The sequence below is a fragment of the Anaerobiospirillum succiniciproducens DSM 6400 genome (assembly GCF_000482845.1).
In the GTDB taxonomy this organism is placed as follows: domain Bacteria; phylum Pseudomonadota; class Gammaproteobacteria; order Enterobacterales; family Succinivibrionaceae; genus Anaerobiospirillum; species Anaerobiospirillum succiniciproducens.
In genome coordinates, this window is record NZ_AXWV01000012.1 from 1 (window position 1) to 19,208 (window position 19,208).

At 44.0% G+C, this 19,208-nt stretch carries 10 protein-coding genes and 1 pseudogene; 7 read left to right on the forward strand and 4 right to left on the reverse strand.

What is annotated here, in order from left to right; all coding sequences use genetic code 11:
- The first annotated feature begins 440 nt into the window (after positions 1-440).
- The gene (locus H524_RS0100895) at positions 441-1,619 is read left to right on the forward strand and encodes an MFS transporter (RefSeq protein WP_027938870.1); all 1,179 of its coding nucleotides are present in this window, start codon (positions 441-443) and stop codon (positions 1,617-1,619) included.
- 183 nt (positions 1,620-1,802) lie between these two features.
- Here the strand turns inward: H524_RS0100895 and H524_RS13525 are convergent, their stop codons facing one another.
- The 4 genes and pseudogenes from H524_RS13525 to H524_RS0100920 all read right to left on the reverse strand — a co-directional run bounded on the left by H524_RS13525 (position 1,803) and on the right by H524_RS0100920 (position 10,190).
- Positions 1,803-2,585 carry a DUF4253 domain-containing protein gene (locus tag H524_RS13525; RefSeq protein ID WP_052338824.1) on the reverse strand — a complete coding sequence of 261 codons (783 nt, stop codon included), beginning with the start codon at positions 2,583-2,585 and terminating at the stop codon, positions 1,803-1,805.
- Positions 2,586-3,304: 719 nt separating this feature from the next.
- A pseudogene (locus H524_RS17690) lies at positions 3,305-5,191 on the reverse strand (DEAD/DEAH box helicase); the annotation flags it as partial.
- Positions 5,192-6,490: 1,299 nt separating this feature from the next.
- Positions 6,491-8,785, reverse strand: coding sequence for a hypothetical protein (locus H524_RS0100915; RefSeq protein WP_156907498.1), 2,295 nt, complete (start codon positions 8,783-8,785; stop codon positions 6,491-6,493).
- A gap of 508 nt (positions 8,786-9,293) precedes the next feature.
- Entirely contained in the window at positions 9,294-10,190 is an 897-nt protein-coding gene (locus H524_RS0100920; RefSeq protein ID WP_044121170.1) for a MurR/RpiR family transcriptional regulator, read from the reverse strand.
- A 1,747-nt stretch (positions 10,191-11,937) separates the two neighbouring features.
- On the opposite strand from H524_RS0100920, the gene H524_RS0100930 reads away from it, so the two are divergent.
- The 6 genes from H524_RS0100930 (at position 11,938) to H524_RS0100960 (ending at position 19,163) form a co-directional block, all read left to right on the forward strand.
- Positions 11,938-13,083 (forward strand): N-acetylneuraminate epimerase, encoded by a 1,146-nt coding sequence (locus H524_RS0100930; RefSeq protein WP_044121172.1) that lies wholly within the window; start codon positions 11,938-11,940, stop codon positions 13,081-13,083.
- A gap of 94 nt (positions 13,084-13,177) precedes the next feature.
- Positions 13,178-13,924, forward strand: coding sequence for an oligogalacturonate-specific porin KdgM family protein (locus H524_RS0100935; protein ID WP_027938874.1), 747 nt, complete (start codon positions 13,178-13,180; stop codon positions 13,922-13,924).
- A 358-nt stretch (positions 13,925-14,282) separates the two neighbouring features.
- Positions 14,283-14,957, forward strand: coding sequence for an N-acetylmannosamine-6-phosphate 2-epimerase (locus H524_RS0100940; RefSeq protein ID WP_044121173.1), 675 nt, complete (start codon positions 14,283-14,285; stop codon positions 14,955-14,957).
- A gap of 150 nt (positions 14,958-15,107) precedes the next feature.
- Positions 15,108-15,989 (forward strand): N-acetylneuraminate lyase, encoded by an 882-nt coding sequence (locus tag H524_RS0100945; protein ID WP_027938876.1) that lies wholly within the window; start codon positions 15,108-15,110, stop codon positions 15,987-15,989.
- Between the two features lie 535 nt (positions 15,990-16,524).
- A complete protein-coding gene (locus tag H524_RS0100955) occupies positions 16,525-18,054 on the forward strand; it encodes a sodium:solute symporter family protein (RefSeq protein WP_044121175.1) in 1,530 nt (509 codons plus the stop codon).
- 143 nt (positions 18,055-18,197) lie between these two features.
- Positions 18,198-19,163 carry an ROK family protein gene (locus H524_RS0100960; protein WP_027938878.1) on the forward strand — a complete coding sequence of 322 codons (966 nt, stop codon included), beginning with the start codon at positions 18,198-18,200 and terminating at the stop codon, positions 19,161-19,163.
- Positions 19,164-19,208: the final 45 nt, after the last annotated feature.

Sequence of the window (19,208 nt, forward strand, 5' to 3'; positions counted from 1 at the left end):
GCAAGCTCGTGTGAACGGTGGATAATATCCGACCTGACTTGTGCCATTTAGTGTAACCATTTCTACTTTGACAAGTCATACAATATACGGCCTAAACAATAGCAAACACGAGTTAAAGCTTCACGATTATATGCATACGCAGGTGCATGAGTACTGCCACGAGATGGTCGACTCATAAGATTGTGTTCACGCATGAGCGGTATATTGCGCATGAGACTGTATTCACGCATGTGCGGTATATGGGATTGTGGATGATACTGCGTTCACGCATGTGCGGCGCATGAGACTGTGTGCACACATGAGACCGTGTTCACGCCATGAGCATGGCATCGCCAAGATGTTAGTTATGGGGCTTTTTGCTTGTTTTGTTTTGTTTAACCAACGCTCAGACCATTTACTGAGCACTGAGAATTTTGCCCTGCAGCACTGAGAGAATCTAAATGCAAACATTCGGCGCCAACACAAGAGGTAATACCACTATCTACGTTGCCATGTGTCTGTTGGTTTCTGCGGCCAACTCCATGTTCAACCCTGTGCTGTCACTATTTTTTAATACAGAGCTCAATTTCTCTCCACTGCAGATCTCCATCTTCTTTATGATGCTGCCTATTGCCACAATCTTAATCGTACAAACTGTGGCTCGTTTTTCAGATATTGGACTGCAGCGTCCTGCTATTATCTGCATTGCATCGCTCTTTGGTGTAGCCTCGTCATATATGCTGTATATGCGACCAAGCTTTATCGTGCTGTGCACCCTTGGTCTGCTGCTACTTGGTTCTTACACTGTGTCTTTCCCACAGATCTACGCCTCAGCTCGTGAGTATGCGGTTAAATACTTAGGTGGCTCGTTAATGTTTGCAACCTTCATGAGATCTTTGGCCTCAGTCTCTTGGGTAGTAGGACCACCAGTTGCCTATGGTATTGCTATGGGTTATAGCTTTAACACCCTGTTCTTAGTTACAGCTATTTCTTTTGCACTTATTTGCGTAACCTCATTTTTCTTCCTGCCAAGTGTCTTAGATAAGGCTGCAGTAGATAAATCCCGTCACATTAAGTGGTGGACCAATCGCTCTGTACTAGTGCTATTTGCCTCAATCGGCTTAATGTTTACTGCCTTTTCATCCTATATCAACACCATGCCGCTCTACTTTACTCAAGAGCTCAAGTTAGATAAGGATTTACCTGGCTACATGCTAGGCCTAGCAGCTTTTATTGAAATTCCTTTAATGTTCTTAGCTGCTCGTATTACCAAGACCTTTGGCATTAAGTACGTGATCTTAGTTGGTGGTATCGCACTAGTTATTTTCTTAGTGCTGCTGTTACGTCCAGCTGATACTAACTACTACCTCATCATTACTTTCTTTGCAGCTTTGTATATTGCATTCGTTGCCACCATGGGCATGGTATTCTTCCAAGAACTGCTTCCAGCCATCCCAGGCCAGGCTACATCCTTATACATAAACGCCTCGGTTTCAGGTCAGATCGCTGGTGGCGGCCTTATCTCACTTGCTGAGTCTGGCTCTTACACTATCGTCTATATGGTCGGCGCAGCTGTTTGTACTGTCGGCATCTTGCTACTCTTCTTTGTTAAGAAGCCAGATTCAGTAAGCTACTCATAAGCTGAGTAGATGCATATTGTGTGTGAGTGCTAGTCATACAAAAGCATCTTGAATGTGACTGCCTGCTAGATGCTCATCTAGCATCAGATCGCCCCAAGAAAAAAAAGGAGCCAAGTGGCTCCTTTTTTTCTTGAGGCTTAATCAAGAACGATGTCTTGTGAATGGGATTACTAATCCCATCAACTAATCCCACCAGAAGTTCCAAATCTTGGATTTAGCAAGAATCTCGGCATATGAAGAGATAGTAACGCCTTCGCGATCTTCAAGCAGATCAGGGCAGAAAGCATAGTGCTTGATAGCAAGATCTTTAGCCTCGGATGCAGCTACTGGCTCATCGAGCATAAAGTCGATACCATCGGCGCTAACTACCACAGGTCGAGCACCATATTTTTCAAACCACAGCTTTGAGATCACCTTGAGATCTTCATTGTTTGGACAGGCATTCCAACCACCCATAGGCAGCCATGCAAAGATCTCGTAGACCTTCTCAACAGGGATGCGTGCCAAGATAATGTGGTTAGTCATGGTGCTATCAAAATCCCACCATGTCATGATGCGATCTTCAGCCTCGGTATTGCCGCCGCTTTGATTAATCATATCTTCAAAGACAGAAGGATCACCGAGCACCTCTTGAGTGATGGAGAGCAGATTTTGAATAGCCTCTTCACCATTATTAGGATCAGTCTCTAAAATACCGCGACGGTATTCAGCGATCTCGTCTTTGTCAAAGTCATAAACACGACCCTCATTAGTAGGATCAGAGTTCATAACTAAGGTCTCAAGCAAAGTATCTGAAGGCACTACAAATACAGGTACAAAATCCTTGCTCTGAGCGCTTTCCTCTCGTGCCCTTTCGTAAGCTTCCATAAGAGGGTCATCATCGATCATTGGCGCAAAATAAGTACAAGGACAATCAAGGTAGTTAACCAAACAACTTACCAATGCTCTCATTTTCTCGTCTGACATTGAACACCTCTCTTAGCTTTGCCAAAACACCAAAGCCTTAAAGCTTAGCGCATAATGCACGTACTTTTACAACGTCAATGCAAAAAAGAGCTTACTGCCTGCTCTCTTATTAGCAAGGACATTGATACATACTTATATGCATTATTGATGATTGAAACTAGCTTACACCATGTTTTTCACGAATATGTGAGACATATCCGTCTTTATCCCAAATAAAATGGCAAAGACCCCTACTTAGTGGCTCTAAGTGTGATCTAAAACCCTTTTGCAAGGTATTAACATACACAAAGCGGGCAAGACAACAGATACGTTGTTTGTGTGGCATAAAAGTTAAAAAGCCCAGCATGCATGTGAGCATCTGGGCTTTTTTAGGCTTAGACTATCAATCTAAAGCGCAGAAATATGTTTAAAGCTCTAGCAGCCTTACATACTGCAAAAGCTACACAGTCCTAGAAATGACGACGTGGGCCACCGAAGTTAGGACGTGGGCGTGGACGACGTGAGTCACGAGGACCGAAGCGACGGTCTGAGCCTCTGTGATCATCAGCTGAACGACCTGGACGGTAATTGATGGAGTTACCGTTGATATCACCCTTCTCATGACGATACTCGCCTTCATCCATGTAGGAGAAATCAGCATCGATATTTAAGCTGTTCTCGGCACGGTTGAAACGGTCATCATTGAACTTGTCATGAGGTGGACGACGGCGATCAAAGCGATCATGACGCTCACGACGCTCAAAGCGATCATCACGATCAAAACGATCACGACGGTCGAAGCGATCACGCTCTGGGCGTGGGTGACGGTCATGCTCTGGACGTGGATGACGCTCGCGACGCTCGAAACGATCCTCACGATCAAAACGATCACGACGCTCAAAGCGATCACGCTCTGGACGAGGACGACGCTCTGGACGTGCAGGTGGCTCAGCAGTGTACTCACGCAGATCTAAACGACGACCGCAAACGATAGCATGAGCTAAGATTTCCATAGTCTCATTAGGCATGCCGCTTGGCAGATCTACAGTTGAGAAAGAGTCGAAGATAGAAATATCGCCGATAAACTTGCTCTCGAGATTTGCCTCATTAGCAATAGCACCAACAATCTGACCTGGCTTAACTGAGTCACGACGACCTACAGCTAAACGATAGCGCACCATCTTAAGCTCTGGGAAGTCACGTAATGGCAGAGGCTCTGCAGATGGACCGCCATGACGACGCTCACGTGGGCCACGCTCACCGTGCTCATCAAAGCTTCTCATCTTAGGCTCTGGAGCAGACTCATCTAAGAGTAAAGAGCCGTCACGCTGAGCAAGCTTAGCTAAAGCTGCAGCTAAGATTTCTGGCTCAATTGCATCATCAGTGAGTAAGTCAGAAATAACCTCTAAGTAATCCTCTAAACCACCAGCATCGATGGTCTCTAAGATCTGATTGCGGAAGTTCTCTAAACGACGCTTGTTAACATCGGCCACTGTAGGCATACGCATTGGCTCAATGCGCTGACGGGTAACACGCTCGATCTGACGCAGAGCACGACGCTCACGAGGCGATACGAATAAGATAGCCTCACCGGTACGACCAGCACGACCGGTACGGCCAATACGGTGTACATAAGACTCAGCATCGTATGGAATATCGTAGTTGAATACGTGGGTAATACGATCAACATCCAGACCACGAGCAGCCACGTCAGTTGCAATGATGATGTCTAAAGAACCCTTCTTTAAGCGCTCAACAATCTTCTCACGCTGACGTTGAGGGATATCACCATGCAAAGCTGCACAAGCTAAGCCACGGCCAGCAAGCTTGTTAGCCACATCTTCAGCATCGGTCTTAGTGCGCACAAATACCAGTACTGCCTCATATGGCTCAACCTCGAGCATACGAGTCATAGCATCGATCTTGTGAACACCAGATACTACCCAGTAACGCTGACGAACAGTAGTTGCTGTGGTGGTGTGAGACTCAATGCGAACCTCCTCAGGGTCTACTAAGTGAGCCTTAGCAATACGACGGATTACAGGAGGCATGGTAGCTGAGAATAAGGCAGTCTGATGATCGCTTGGAACCTGATCTAAGATCCAATCAACATCATCAATAAAGCCCATGCGCAGCATTTCGTCAGCTTCATCGATCACCACATAGCGCAGCTCGCTAAAGTCTAAGCGACCCTTTTCAATGAGATCAATTAAACGACCTGGGGTAGCAACAACAACTTGTGCACCGTGACGCAGTGAGCGGATCTGGTTTTCATATGAAGCGCCACCATAAATTGGAGCAACACGGAAACCATCGATAAAGTGGGCAAAACGAGAGAATGACTCTGCAACCTGCAAAGCAAGCTCACGAGTAGGCTCTAAGATCAGCGCAAAGATATTCTTTTGACGCTTAGGTAACTTGGATAAAATTGGCAGAGCAAAAGCAGCAGTCTTACCTGTACCAGTCTGAGCCTGACCGATCATGTCACGGCCGTTCATAACTACAGGAATAGAGCGCAGCTGAATTGGAGTTGGCTGCTCAAAGCCTTCGTGTTTAATGGCCTTGAGTACTTCTTCGCTTAACTCGAGGCTATCAAAAGTGATGATTGGCTCTTCTTCCTCTGAGATCTTAAAGGCAGATTCCTCGTCAGTACTCTCAGTAGCATCTGCATCTACAGACTCGTTATCGTCCTGAGCTACTTCATCAGAGGAGTTATCTTCAGAAACTGAATCATCATTTTGAGCATACTCATCGCTCTGAGTACCCTCATCGTAGTAATCATCTGCCTGAGCGGACTCGTTTGAGTACTCATCTGACTCATCAGAGTCATACTCGGTGTCATACTCAGAGTCTTCTTGGCTTGTCTCCTCTTCATCATAAGAGGTATTGCCTAAAGCAGAAGCCCATGGCTGTGGGATGCTCTTAGAGCTAGGGGCTGCATTATCCTCGTCCTCTAACTCTGTATAATCGTTGTCATCACCCTCGTCGCCATCAAGAAGTAATGAAGTATCAGCACCATTGGATACAGCTACAGCAGCCTTTTGCTTAGTGTAAACCTTGATCTCTACATCACCGTCATGAGACTCAGTTTGCTCAACGGCTTCTTGATTTTCTGCGCCTTCAATTTCGCGGTCATCATCAACGAGATTGTTGTGTAAATCAGACATGATTTTTACCCTTGAAAGTACGCAAGCACTAAACAAATAGCAGTACTAACGCACATCACATACCTAGATCTACCTCAATGAAAAGTAACTTAATGAATCTGGGAACACACTTGAAACTATCTAACAAGATAACAATAAGACAAACATTAAAGCTCACAACACTATTAACAGCATAAAGCTGCCAAATACCATGCGCACACGAACCTACCGCGCTCATTCTGCGCTGCTTTAAAATTGCTTTTGATTTTAATGACCCGACTCTTACTTCCCACACCGAGGGTAGATTATCACCAGCCTATTGCGTGCCCCCTAATCTTTTAAGAACCAAAAGGCTCTTTAAAACTCAATTGCACCAGCCAATAGGCCCAACTATCGAGCAGCTTACTAGCCATTAAGGTTGTTTGGCTTGTAACTGCTATCTTCCCGAAAACTATCTAAATCACGTGCTTATTCTTGTGAAGCACTCACTATCGGAAAAGCGCACTTAAGCGCACATAATTGTGTGCTTGTATTATACATACAAGAGATCAAGATTTTAGCTTTTTGCAACATTTTTCTTACATCTGACCACAGATAGCGCCACAAGCTCCATATAATCAGGATTGTTTAGCCTTTTGCACTATATTGTTTAGTTTGCACCAAGGCAAAATGCAGCGCCAAAACCATCACACTGCAGCCATGCACAAGCTTTGAAGATATGGCAGAGCAATTAACAGCTAAAAGTCCTAAGCTATATTAGCAAAAGACAAAATAGAGATCTTAGTTAGCGGTCGTCATGGCAACATCGGAATCCTGGAAGTCATCTTCATAGAACTCACCGATCTCGTCAGACTCTCCACGACTGTAGAAAAGAGTACTAATGAGTGATTCAGCCTGTGCAGTAACCGCCACGCCTTTTACAAACTCAGCTCGCCAAGACTCCATACGGCCACGCTTAACTAAGTTTGATGCATATGTCGACAGACTATCGTAGTAGCTTAGCCACAATTCATTTAAGCGCTTTAAGGAACGTGCATCTTCACCTGATACCTCGGCTACAGTAGCAACAGTTTTTCTAAAGTCACTATCATAGCTATCGAAGTACTTATCCGCCTCGTAGGCACAGATATCACTGTCGCGACTAGAGATACACTTTCTAAGTAAGAAGTAGTCACCAAAGCCGTAGTTTTTGAACATGGAAAGCATGGTGATACCAATACCAGTTCTAATATGCTCACCTGTAGTGTATTGCTCGCTTTGATGATAGAACTTCGAGCTCGTCCAAGCTTTAGAAAAAGACTCCCAAGTGCTTAATACTTGCTGATAGTCTTCGTTCACATAGCCAATGCTGCGCAAATCAGAGGAAATGCCTCTAATGCAGTCATCGCTAGCGTAAAAGAACTCATCACCATCTGAACCTTCAAATATGGCGCACTTTTTCTCAAGCGGCTCATGGGTAGTAGTCTTGCCTTTGCTACCTTGTACAAAAGAGTACTCAGGACGCAGGTGTAATGAGTCTGGATATCCTGCTAAACGCCAAAAACGCATTAACATCTGACGATAGAGCACAGGTCGCAGTGCTTGGGCCTTTGAGATCGGCGGTAGCGCTAAAGAGAGATCTTGGTAGAACTGATTCCACGATCTTAAAGCCTCTTTAGCATTACGCTTTGGAGATACAAAACCGGTTAAACGGCGATTAAGCACCGATGAGTACTTGATTGTCTCAAGCTCATAGCGATTATCCATAGCGTAAATGAAGGTCGATGGATCATCACTCAACTTAAGAATGTCGTAATAGCTCTGAGGATACTGTGTAATCTTTGTATCACTAAACAAAGAGAATAAGGTCAAGTAATAGTCATACTCATCAATAGTGATATCAGGGCTCTTAAAATCCATGCGAGCGGTATCTGACAAAACTGTATTCCACAGCATCAAATAACGCTGATATGGGCCAGTAGGATCTCTAAATAAGCTTGGTAAGAATGAAAGTGCATCCTTACCCTGCTCTTCATAAACCGTGTCCAGAGCATGCTTGCACTTGTCACTTAAGACAAATGACGGCATATCATCTTGCATATGTATGGTGCTAACTAAACCGTTGACCATATTGTCTACATGCCCAGCTCTCTTAACGCCATTAGAGCTTGCGCTTGTAGAGCTACCGCTTACTGAGTTGGCACTTGCTAAGTTACCGCTTGCAGGGTTTGCAGCTGTATTTGATTCGGTAGCAATTGAGGTAGTGGCATCTGAGCGGCGCGCGCTGCGGTTAACTGCGTTAAAATTTGAATGTGGATGCTTGAGGCACACACTGTCTACATCGATATAGCGTGCCTTAACATCTGGGGCGCTAGGAACAATATCAGGATTCCAATTAGGATCTACCCAGCGGCGATCTGAATCACTTTGCTCTATAACGTTTAGACCGTTTTTCTTGGCCTGTTCAGTGAGACTTAGTCTATCTAGTGAGCTATCTGAAGAATGAAGATCTTTGTGGTTAAAGCCACCACGAGGCCAAAGAATGCCAGAGATGAGAGGGCGACTTATGGTGAAGTTTTGTTGCTCTTCTAAAATTGCACATGATTTAGCAATCTCGGATAGAACCACATTGGCTCTATCCATAGGAAATACTAACTCTTGTGGGATGCTCAGATACTTTGCATCATCCTCTTTGAAGCTCATGGTAAAGGTGGGACTATCAGGTAGTGTAATCAAAAATGATGTACCTACTTGAAACTCCATGGAGTTACCGATGATCTCAGCGTACACATTAGTAGAAGTGCCATCTACATTTAACTTTACTGGAATTATTCCCGATGCCTTGTTGGTATTAGGAATAAGTACGCTCATTCGATATGGAGTAGGCTGATTTTGAGAGCACAGCACTACCTGTAGCTGAATCTTTTCTTGAGCGTTAACAAAAGCTGCTACTTCTGATCCACCGTGAGCATAATCAAGTCGTCCCGCTTCCCAGCTGTTTGCAGGCCAGGCGGACACAGCTGCAATTGCATGAGGGCTAATCAGTGCGCATGATAAAAGAGCAGCACCAATAGCACAGCCTTTTTTATAAGTCACAACGCTAGCTGCACAATGTGCAACTTGCGCTGCTAAATAGACTGCCCATCTGCCGCGAACAAGTGTATTTAAGGACTTGTGTAAGCGCATCATAACAACTTAATTAACCGCTCTTTTCATTTAGCTAAGCATATTACAAGAAGGACTATCTCGTACACATAACATTATGCATCACGACAAATAGCCGTCACTTAGCAACATACGCAGAGCTTCATGCACCTAAGATACCAAGTACATGCTTTAATCAGAATAAGCGCTAAAATCGCATTGGATGCAGCATTTTGGAGCGCACTTATAGATCGAAAATGATTGTTTGAAATGCCAGGCAGGAGCAATCAACAGCAATAAAGAGTTATTGAGAGGAGCGGTTAACAGCAATAAAGAGTTTTTGGTGGGAATATTGAGAGGATCAGTTAACAGCAAGTTAACGCCAAGATTGCGACGCGAACAAAATAAGCTTAAATGTATTTAAAGCGCCGCAAGCTTTGGCAAGATGAATGGTCTTTGATTAATCTAGCTTGTTGAGTGAAGCTGCTAATGCTTGCAGAGTTACTTGCTTAGTCTTAGTGGCCTTAGCTCTGTCAAATGAAACTACGATGGAGTATAAAAGCTCACAGACATGGATTTGAGCAGCAATAGTTGCAGCACTATCACCTTGTAATGAGCCTTCTTCGTTACCGTTGAAGATTACGTAGTCAGCATACTCAACGATCTTGCTCACTGGATTATTAGTCACAGCTACGCACAGCGCACCAGTGGCCTTAGCAATTTTAAAAGCATGCACAGTCTCATAACTGCTACCACGCTGAGACACTGCAATAACAACATCACTAGGACCTAGCATGGCTAATGATGTATACATAAAGTGACTCATGAGCTCTGAGTTAGCATCAATACCAATACGGCAGAGTTTATTCTTTAAGAATAAGGCGCTCAGACTAGAGTTACCTACGCCAACGATAAAGACTTTACGTGCTTTAAACACAGCCTCAGCGACTTTATGGAGTACTTTCTCATCGATATTGTGAATGTTTTCACCAAGAGAACGCTGCATAGCTAACTTAAGTTTCTTAGCCATTACAACTGCGTCATCGCCATCAACAATGTTAGAGTCAAGAATCTGCTCTTCTTCTTGCTGACCTTTACCTGCGATCTCTTTGACGAGTTCTAATTGAAACTCTTTAAAGCCAGGGTATTTGAGTGTTTTGGCAAGACGCACTACTGTTGCCTCTCCTACTTCTGCAGCAGTAGCGATCTCGGTAATGCTCTTTACGATGATCTCATCTGGGCTATTGAGGATATATGCAGTTAGACGTCGTAATGCTAATGGCAGATCATTTTCAATGGCTCTTAAAGTGATGAGGATCTTGCCACTTACGCAACTAGGGATATTAAGTTTGCCCATAATGTTGACCTTATTCATAACGCATTCGTCAACACATTAGCTAAGTATATGTTCTGAGCTTGTAATAATTAGTTATCAAGCTATCCCCATCTAATGACATGCATTTAGATAGGTTTTACAAACACATTCACTTCATGCTGAATGCTCTTACTTAGCTACTGTTATTGGTCTTAAAGGAAGTAAGATCAAATAGCTACTTGTACGTGCGGCCAATACTTAATCACAATGACAGATAAGACATCTGTACTTATAAAGCTCACACGACACCCACAAAACATCCTGTAACATCTTGAGTTTTAAGCAATATAGAAAATAGCAAAGTACAGCTAGCGCCTTTGCCATCAAAAAAAACAAACTCTACCTTTAAATCGCTCTGTGCATGGATATGTGCAAAGGAGCAGAAGCTCGTGCCAAAAGTATATAAGTATCCTTATAGCCATGAATAAAAAGTGCATTTGACTTTAGTAAATATGCCACGGCTTAACTTATAACAGCACACTTTTTAGAAGGTATAAGTGGATGAGTACAGTGTTATGGTAAAGAAGAATTGTAATGACCAAATGCAAGTAGGAGCTAAAAGCGTTGCTTATATAAAGAGTAACGAGCTGAAGCTTGCTATATGTGTGTATGAATTCTTATTTACGCTGAGACAAGCCATCTTAAAAACCAATAAAAGTTCTAACTAAGCCCATCTCATTGTTACTTGCAAGCTCTATATAGGCATTAACAGTTAAATCATCCATTAGTTGATAACTGGCCTGAACAGATAACACGAGAGCTTGTATAAAAGCAGTTTTAATCTCAAGACAATATCTTGAGATAACAAACTATCCGTATTCAGTATAGCAAAGTCGCACTAGAGTCTATATTTATACACAGCACTATTTACTATAAAGATGCGAAAGAATTATCCTAAGTCTTCGCCATAATCTACATGTACAAAACTGCAAAAGTGGGAATGACATAACTCCACTTTCTACTAACCGTTTGCACATGGCTCTAAGGCAATACAAATGTAAAGTTGTACACAAGACATATCTGTAAATATGGAGAAAACTTTCATCTTTACATACATGTTAACTACAAAACTTTCTCGACTCAATAATCAAAAGTGCAATTTTCATAAATGTGGAGGAAATTTTCAGAATTGTGGAGGAAATTTTCAGCAGCTTCACAATTTTAATTATGCCCAAAGCTGACCTTATAACCATTAGAAGATAACGATAAAAAACGCCTTTTGATACGGTAAAGGAAGTACTTTCATTGGCTTGAGTTATCGACAAGTGGCCTTATCCATGCCTGTTACTCTGTCAACTGTTATACAAGTGTGGTTCGGCGTGTAAAAGTTCACCAATCCATATCTATGAAAAAACGGGTGAACTTTACAAAATTAAACATCTTGCTTTACATAGATATGTAGACTTTTTATGGAATCAAGATGAAATAAGACCTCAGCCGTCCACCAAAAGTCTTTAGTCGGCGGCGTACAAGTTTTGTGTAAAACTCTGATCCAAATAGCATATATATGCGAATATTTTTCACTGCGTGATGTAGATCTCAATTTCATGAAGATCCATTTGTGAAAAAAAATTCTTTGTTTATCATTGAATGTGAAATTTTACTCCACATGAGTACTTTTGACGTAGCTTACACAAAGCCCACTTATCTATCCCAAACTTCTGGTCAATGTGCAAGATACTGAGGAAAGCTTAGTCGGAGTCAAAAAATTCTTTAGGAGTTATTGTTTATGTCTTTTAATTTGAAGCAATTAGCTGTTGCTGCAGCATTAGGTACCATGGTTTCCTCTTCAGCTTTCGCAGCTGCTCTTCCTGACACCCCAGTTCCATTCAAGTCTGGCGCTGGCGCAATGAACGATGGCGTTATCTACATTGGTTTAGGTACTGCTGGTCAGGACTGGTTCAAGCTCGACACCAAGGCTAAGTCACCTAAGTGGGAAGCTATCGCTAAGTTCCCAGAGGCTGCTCGTGATCAGGCTCAAGCCGTTGCTTTAAACGGAAAGATCTACGTGCTCGGTGGTGTAGGTAAGATCAAGTCTGACCTTACCTCAGTATCAAACGAAGTTTTTGAATACGATCCAAAGAAGAACACCTGGACCAAGGTATTAACCCGTTCCCCAATCGGTCTGACTGGCCACACTGTTGTAACTAACGACGGCAAGACTGCTTTAGTTGTTGGTTCCGTAAACAAGGAAATCTTCGACGGTTTCTTCTATGACCTGTCAGTTGCTGCTAAGGATCCTGCTCTTAACGCTAAGGTTAACAAGGATTACATCAGCAAGCCAGTTGAGGACTACCTCTTCAACAACACCGTTTTACAGTACAACCCAGCTGAGAATCAGTGGTACGTATTAGGCGATCTGCCAAGCTTTGGTACCGCAGGTTCTGCAGTAGCTGTTGATCCTAAGGACAAGAGCGTAATGGTTGTATCCGGTGAGAAGAAGCCTGGCTTACGTACTGCAAACAACACCAAGTTCACCTTAGACGGCCGCACCATGAAGGCTGAAAGAGCCCCTGACTTAGTTCCAGCTGCTGGTGACAAGGTTCAAGAGGGTGTTGCTGGTGCATTTGCTGGTTACTCCAACGGTACTTTAGTTGTTGTTGGTGGCGCTAACTTCCCAGGCGCAACTGAGAACTACGCTAAGGGCAAGTACTTCTCTCACGAAGGCTGCACCAAGACTTGGCGTGACGACATCTACACCTTTGCTGACGGCAAGTGGAGCTATGCAGGCGATTTAGCTACTCCATTAGCTTACGGCGTAACCATTCAGAACGGCGACGAAATCATCTTAATCGGTGGTGAGACCTCCGGTGGTGTTGCTACCTCTGATGTTATTACCGTATCCGTAAAGGACGGCAAGGTAGTTACCGAATAATTCTGTTTTCTTTAATGAGCTGTAAAGCTCGCCAAAGTCAGGCTCATTTTTCTGTTTAGAGCCTGACTTAATCCTTAAACGTTTAGGACTTAATATGCGCTTATCTAAAATTGCTTTAGGTTTAGGTTTTGCCTTAGCCGCTGTTACTGTTGCTAACACTGCTTCTGCTGCAAAGTTCACCATCGACTACCGTCATGAGCTCCGTAGCGAGTACTCCGAGAACTTCGATCGTATCTGCTTAATCGGTGCTTTCGATAACGGCGTTGGTTTCTACGTTGATTCTTCATTCAAGTCTGGCACTGATCGTCCAAACCAAAAAGACTCAGAGTACAAAGATGGTCAGTGGGGCGACTTCGTAGCTAACGCTACTGAAATGTCCTTATGGTGGGGCTACAAGGTTGCTGGCACTGGCTTTACCATCACTCCAGGTATCATCACTGAGACTGTAAGCAACCAGACCGCTTACAAGCCATATGTTCGTTTACAGTACAACACTGACTTCGGTTTATGGTTTGCTGTTCGTCCACGTTACGACTATGCACGTAACGACAACACCAAAGGTGATTTCCACACCTACCGTATTGATGCATGGGTTGGCTACAACCATGGCAACTTCGGCATCAACTACAACTACACCTACATGAAGGCTGCTTCAAGCGATAAGAACAATGGTCGTGACCCTATGTTCGACAACGACTGGAACAACTATGAGCAGAACTTAGCTATGAACTACCGTATGGGTCAGTGGAATCCATACATCGAGTTCGGTGATATGGCTGTATCTGGCAAGACTGACGACCGTCAGCTCCGTGTACGTGCTGGTATCCAGTACACCTTCTAAGATTACTTCAGAAGACTACTTCTCCTTTTTTAGGGATAAACACAACACACCAAAGCGATGTTTAAAGCTTAGTAATTTAGATATCGCTTTAACCTGCAGGAGCAATCCTGCAGGGCTTAGAGTGGTTAAAAACATGTTCACCCGTATCGCAAAGATACACCGATCCCCTAGTGAACATCTTTTTAACTGTTCAAAGACACTGAAGCAGCTGAGCTTTTAGTGCAAGTACATGGAAATCCATTCTTGTTTACTTTGAGCGCTGGCAGTGACAGTTAAGACTACATATCAAGGACTTAAAGCGAAGGTCCTTTGCGTACTTAAAGCGAATGTCAGTACGCTAGAAATCTGAGGTTTAATCATGCTTTTCGAACAATTCAAGAACAAACTCATCATTTCTTGTCAAGCTTTACCAGACGAGCCTCTGCACAGCCCATTCATCATGGGTCGTATGGCTCTTGCTGCAAAGCAGGTCGGAGCTGTTGCCATCAGATGCCAGTCAGTAGATGACATTGTTGAGATTAAGAAAGTTACCGGTCTTCCAGTTATCGGCTTAATCAAGCAGAACTACGACGATTCAGATATTTACATCACCCCAACTAAGGACGAAGTTCAAGCTCTGTTAGACATCGGCTGTGAGGTTATCGCTTTAGACGCAACTTTACGTAAGCGCCCACACGACGAGAAGCTTGAAGATCTCGTTAAGATGATTCGTGACGGCGGCGCATTAAGCCTTGCTGACATCTCCAGCTACGAAGAGGGTATCAACGCAGAGAAGATTGGCTTTGACGCTATCTCAACTACTCTCTCAGGCTACACCCCATACACTCCTAAGTTAGTCGGCCCAGATTTAGGCCTGGTTGCTCGCTTAGTTGCTGATACTAAGATTCCAGTTTTTGCAGAAGGTCGTATCAATACTCCAGATGACCTGCGCAGAGCTTACGAAGTTGGTGCTTACGGCGCTATCGTTGGTTCAGCTATCACTCGCCCACAGGTTGTTGGCAAGTGGTTCATCGATGCACTTCCTGCAGGCTAAAACGAACTACACTTACGCGCCCAAGGCCGTTTAGCTAGATAAGCTAGCAACAAGATAATGTGAAGGCCTAAGCGCGAATTTATCCAGTTTCTGCTGTAAGTGGCTCTCAGAGCAGGCTTACACAAGAATTTAACATTCGGAGAATCTAAAATGGCATTCAAGAAGATTGGCGGTATCTACTCTGCTCTCTTAACCTCTTTCGACAAGAACGGCGACATCAACGAGAAGGGCATTCGTCAGTTAGTTCGTCACAACATCGACGTTTGCAAGGTTGACGGTTTATATGTTGGCGGTTCTACTGGTGAGAACTTCTTACTGAGCACCGCTGAGAAAGAGCAGATCTTCAAGATCGTTAAGGACGAGGCCAAGGATCAGTGCCAGTTAATCGCTCAGGTTGGCTCTTTAAACATTAAGGAGTCTGTTGAGCTCGCTAAGCTGGCTACCGACTTAGGCTACGACTCTTTATCTGCCGTAACTCCTTTCTACTACAAGTTCTCTTTCAACGAGATCAAGGACTACTACAACACCATTACCAAGGATGTTGACAATCAGATGGTTGTTTACTTCATTCCTTTCTTAACTGGTGTAAACATCTCTGTAGATCAGTTCAAGGAGCTCTTCGAGAACGAGAAGATCACCGGTGTTAAGTTCACCGCTGGCGACTTCTACTTATTAGAGCGTTTCCGCAAGGCATTCCCAGACAAGGTTCTCTTCGCTGGCTTCGACGAGATGATGTTACCTGCTACTGTTTTAGGTGTTGACGGTGCTATCGGTTCTACCTTCAACTTAAACGGCGTACGTGCTCGTGAGATCTTCGAGTCCGCACGTTCTGGCAACATCGCTAAGGCTTTAGAAGTTCAGCACGTAACCAACGACTTCATCTCTGACGTATTAGCTAACGGCTTATACGGCACCTTAAAGATTGGTCTCCAGGAGGCTGGTGTTGAGGCTGGCTACTGCCGCAAGCCAATGGGCGACTACTCTGATGAGATGATTGCTCGCGCTAAGGAAATCTACCACAAGTATTTCTAAGCGAATAAAAGAGTAAGCGCAGGCAAGTCTATTGCCATGATGGGGTAGCTTCGGATAGCTAACATAAGCTTTCTTTCCTGCCCCATTTTAATGGCTCAATTTTGGCCATTAAACACTGTATCAGATACGACAGCATTGATTGTTGCACGTCTGATGCTATGAGTGATTAACACTCCCTAAGAGCTTAAATGCTCCAGATTTAAAGCTGCAGCGCAAGCTACAGCGCATGTGTAATACCACTACTATTCTTTTGAACAGTACCAAATCATACGGGGCTACCCTACCATGAAGTTGGTATTACGCATTCCGAACCACACACACCAAAGCTCCTTAAGATTCCGTTTTAGCAAATGATAGTGCTCTTAGCACTATAGATGAGATAAAACTGAGGAACTTGGGGAGCACCTTTGTGTCTGTGATTTTTTTATTTTCAATTCATGTTAAAAGGGACATTGGGAAGCACAAAGCCTCTCTAGTTCCCTCCATGCTCTAGAATAATCAGTGTCTTCTTGGAAGATTATTTGAGGTTTTGTTTATGTTAGAAGAGCTTCACGGTTTTACCTGGATTGATACCACCGTGCTCGTCGTCTATATGATTGGCGTGTTACTCGCTGGTATCTACTTCTCTAAGAAAGAGATGAAAGGCAAGGAATTCTTTAAGGGTGACGGCTCAGTACCTTGGTGGGTAACCTGCGTATCCATCTTCGCAACCTTACTTTCCCCAATTTCCTTCTTAGCCTTAGCAGGTAACTCCTACGGCGGTACTTGGATGCTGTGGTTCGCTCAGCTGGGTATGATCATCGCTATCCCTCTGACCATCCGCTTCTTCCTCCCTGTTTACGCTAAGTTAGACATCGATACTGCTTACCACTATTTAGAGATCCGCTTCCAGTCACCAGCTCTGCGCGTATTAGGTGCTGTGATGTTCGTTCTCTTCCAGTTAGGCCGTATGTCCATCGTTATGTACTTACCATGCGTTGCATTAGCAAGCTTAACTGACATCAACGTTGATGTTCTGATTATCGCTATGGGTGCTATCGCTATTGTGTACTCATACACTGGTGGTCTTAAGGCAGTTTTATGGACTGACTTCATCCAGGGCGTTATCTTAATCGGTGGTATTACCCTCACTCTCTTCTACATCATCTACAAGTTAGACAACGGCATTGCAGACGTAACTGCTTCCTTAACCACTGGTGGTCGTTTCTTAGCTGACGGTGAGAAGTGGGTTGACTGGTCAAACCTCTTAGGTACCTCAGTACTCGTAACCTTAGTTGGTGGTGGTTTATCAACCTTCTGTTCATACGTTTCTTCACAGGACGTTGTACAGCGTTTCACCACTACTACCGATGTTAAGCAGCTCAACAAGATGACTATCGGTAACGGTATTCTCTCTATCTTCTGCGCATCTGTATTCTACATGGTTGGTACCGCTCTTTACCTCTACTACAACCAGAACCCAGAAGAGATCACCGATCTGTTCCGTCACTCACAGGATAAGGTATTCGCTTACTTCTTAACCTATGAGCTCCCAGTAGGTATCACTGGTATCATCTTAGCTGCTCTGTATGCCGCTTCACAGTCAACCCTTTCAACTGGTATTAACTCTGTTGCTACCTCTTGGGTTATGGACATTCAGACTAAGATTACCCCTAACATGTCCTACGAGCGTCAGACCAAGATTGCTCAGTACATCTCTCTGGCAATCGGTATCTTCGCAATCTTAGTTGCTATGTACTTAGCACGTCTTGATGTGAAGTCCGCTTATGAGCTCTTCAACTCATTCTTAGGTCAGGCCTTAGGTGCATTAGCTGGTGTATTCGTATTAGGCGCTTTCACCCGCAAGACCACTGCTTTAGGTGCTTTCATCGGCTTCGTTGCAGCAACCGCTATCGTGTTCTACTGCAAGTACAACGTACCTTCAATCTCATTCTGGATGTACGCTTTCATCGCCATGGCTGTTACCTTAATCGTTGGTATCATCGTATCTGTAATTCAGGCCAAGGCTACTGGCAAAGAGTTCGTTGCTCCAGAAGGTTCAACCTACTTAACTGCTAAGAACTAATCTTTAAGATCAAAACTGAGCATGATTTGAGGCTCATTAAATAAGCCTCAAATCTCACAGGCTCCGTTAAAAAACCTAAAAAGCAGGGCCTCGCCCTGCTTTTTTTGTTGGTACATAAGTTAAAACTCAGACAGGAAATACTCATGCAACAGGATCTCTATGTGCTCATTGATATTGGCGGCACAGCAATTAAGAGCGGCGTTGCCACCCTCGATGGTACTTTACTTGAGCGTAATGAAATGCCTACTGAGGCAAAGCCAACTGAGGCTCAGCTCGAGGCAGCTAAACAAAGTGGCACCGAGATTGATTTAAGCAAGTTTGGTGGTCCTGGCATTGTCAGCAAAGTAAAGAAGATTACCGCTGCTGCTTTAGAAAAGTATGGCGCTCAGATTAAGGGTGTAAGTATCTCAACAGCTGGTATGGTCGACCCTGATCAAGGTAAGCTTGTTTATGCTCTGCCTGATGCTATCCCTGATTACACTGGCGTTAACTTCAAAGAAATCGTAACTGGTGAGTTCTCACTGCCTTGCGAGGTTGAAAATGATGTTAACTGCGCTGCTTTAGGCGAGATGTGGTTAGGTGCCGGTCGCGGCTGCCATAGCGTATTTTGCATGACCATTGGCACCTCTATCGGTGGCGCTATGATCTGCAATGGTAAGCTAATTTCTGGTGCTTCAAATAGTGCTGGCGAAATTGCTTACATGCGCGTTCCAGGCGGCATGTTACACTCCCTAGCCTCTACTACTTATTTAGTTAAGTACTACGCTCAGCTTCGTGGTGAAAGTGTTGATCAGGTTAATGGTATTCGTATCTTCAACGAGGCTGAATCTGGTGATGAAGTTGCCATCAAGGCTATCGATGAGCTTATCGAGCACTTAACTGATGGTATTACCAATGTAGTTTCCGTACAAAACCCACAGGCCGTAATCTTAGGCGGTGGCATCATGGCTCGTGAAGACTACTTACGTCCACGCATTGAGGCTGCACTTAAAGAGAAGCTCCGTGAGATCGTATTCCGCGCTACTCGTATCGAGTTTGCCAAGCTGCGTAATGATGCTGGTATGCTCGGTGGCTTCTACCACTTCAAGCAACGCCGTGGCCTGATGTAATCATCTGCAGCATTTAATTTATACCCAAGCAAAAGGCGCTATCCA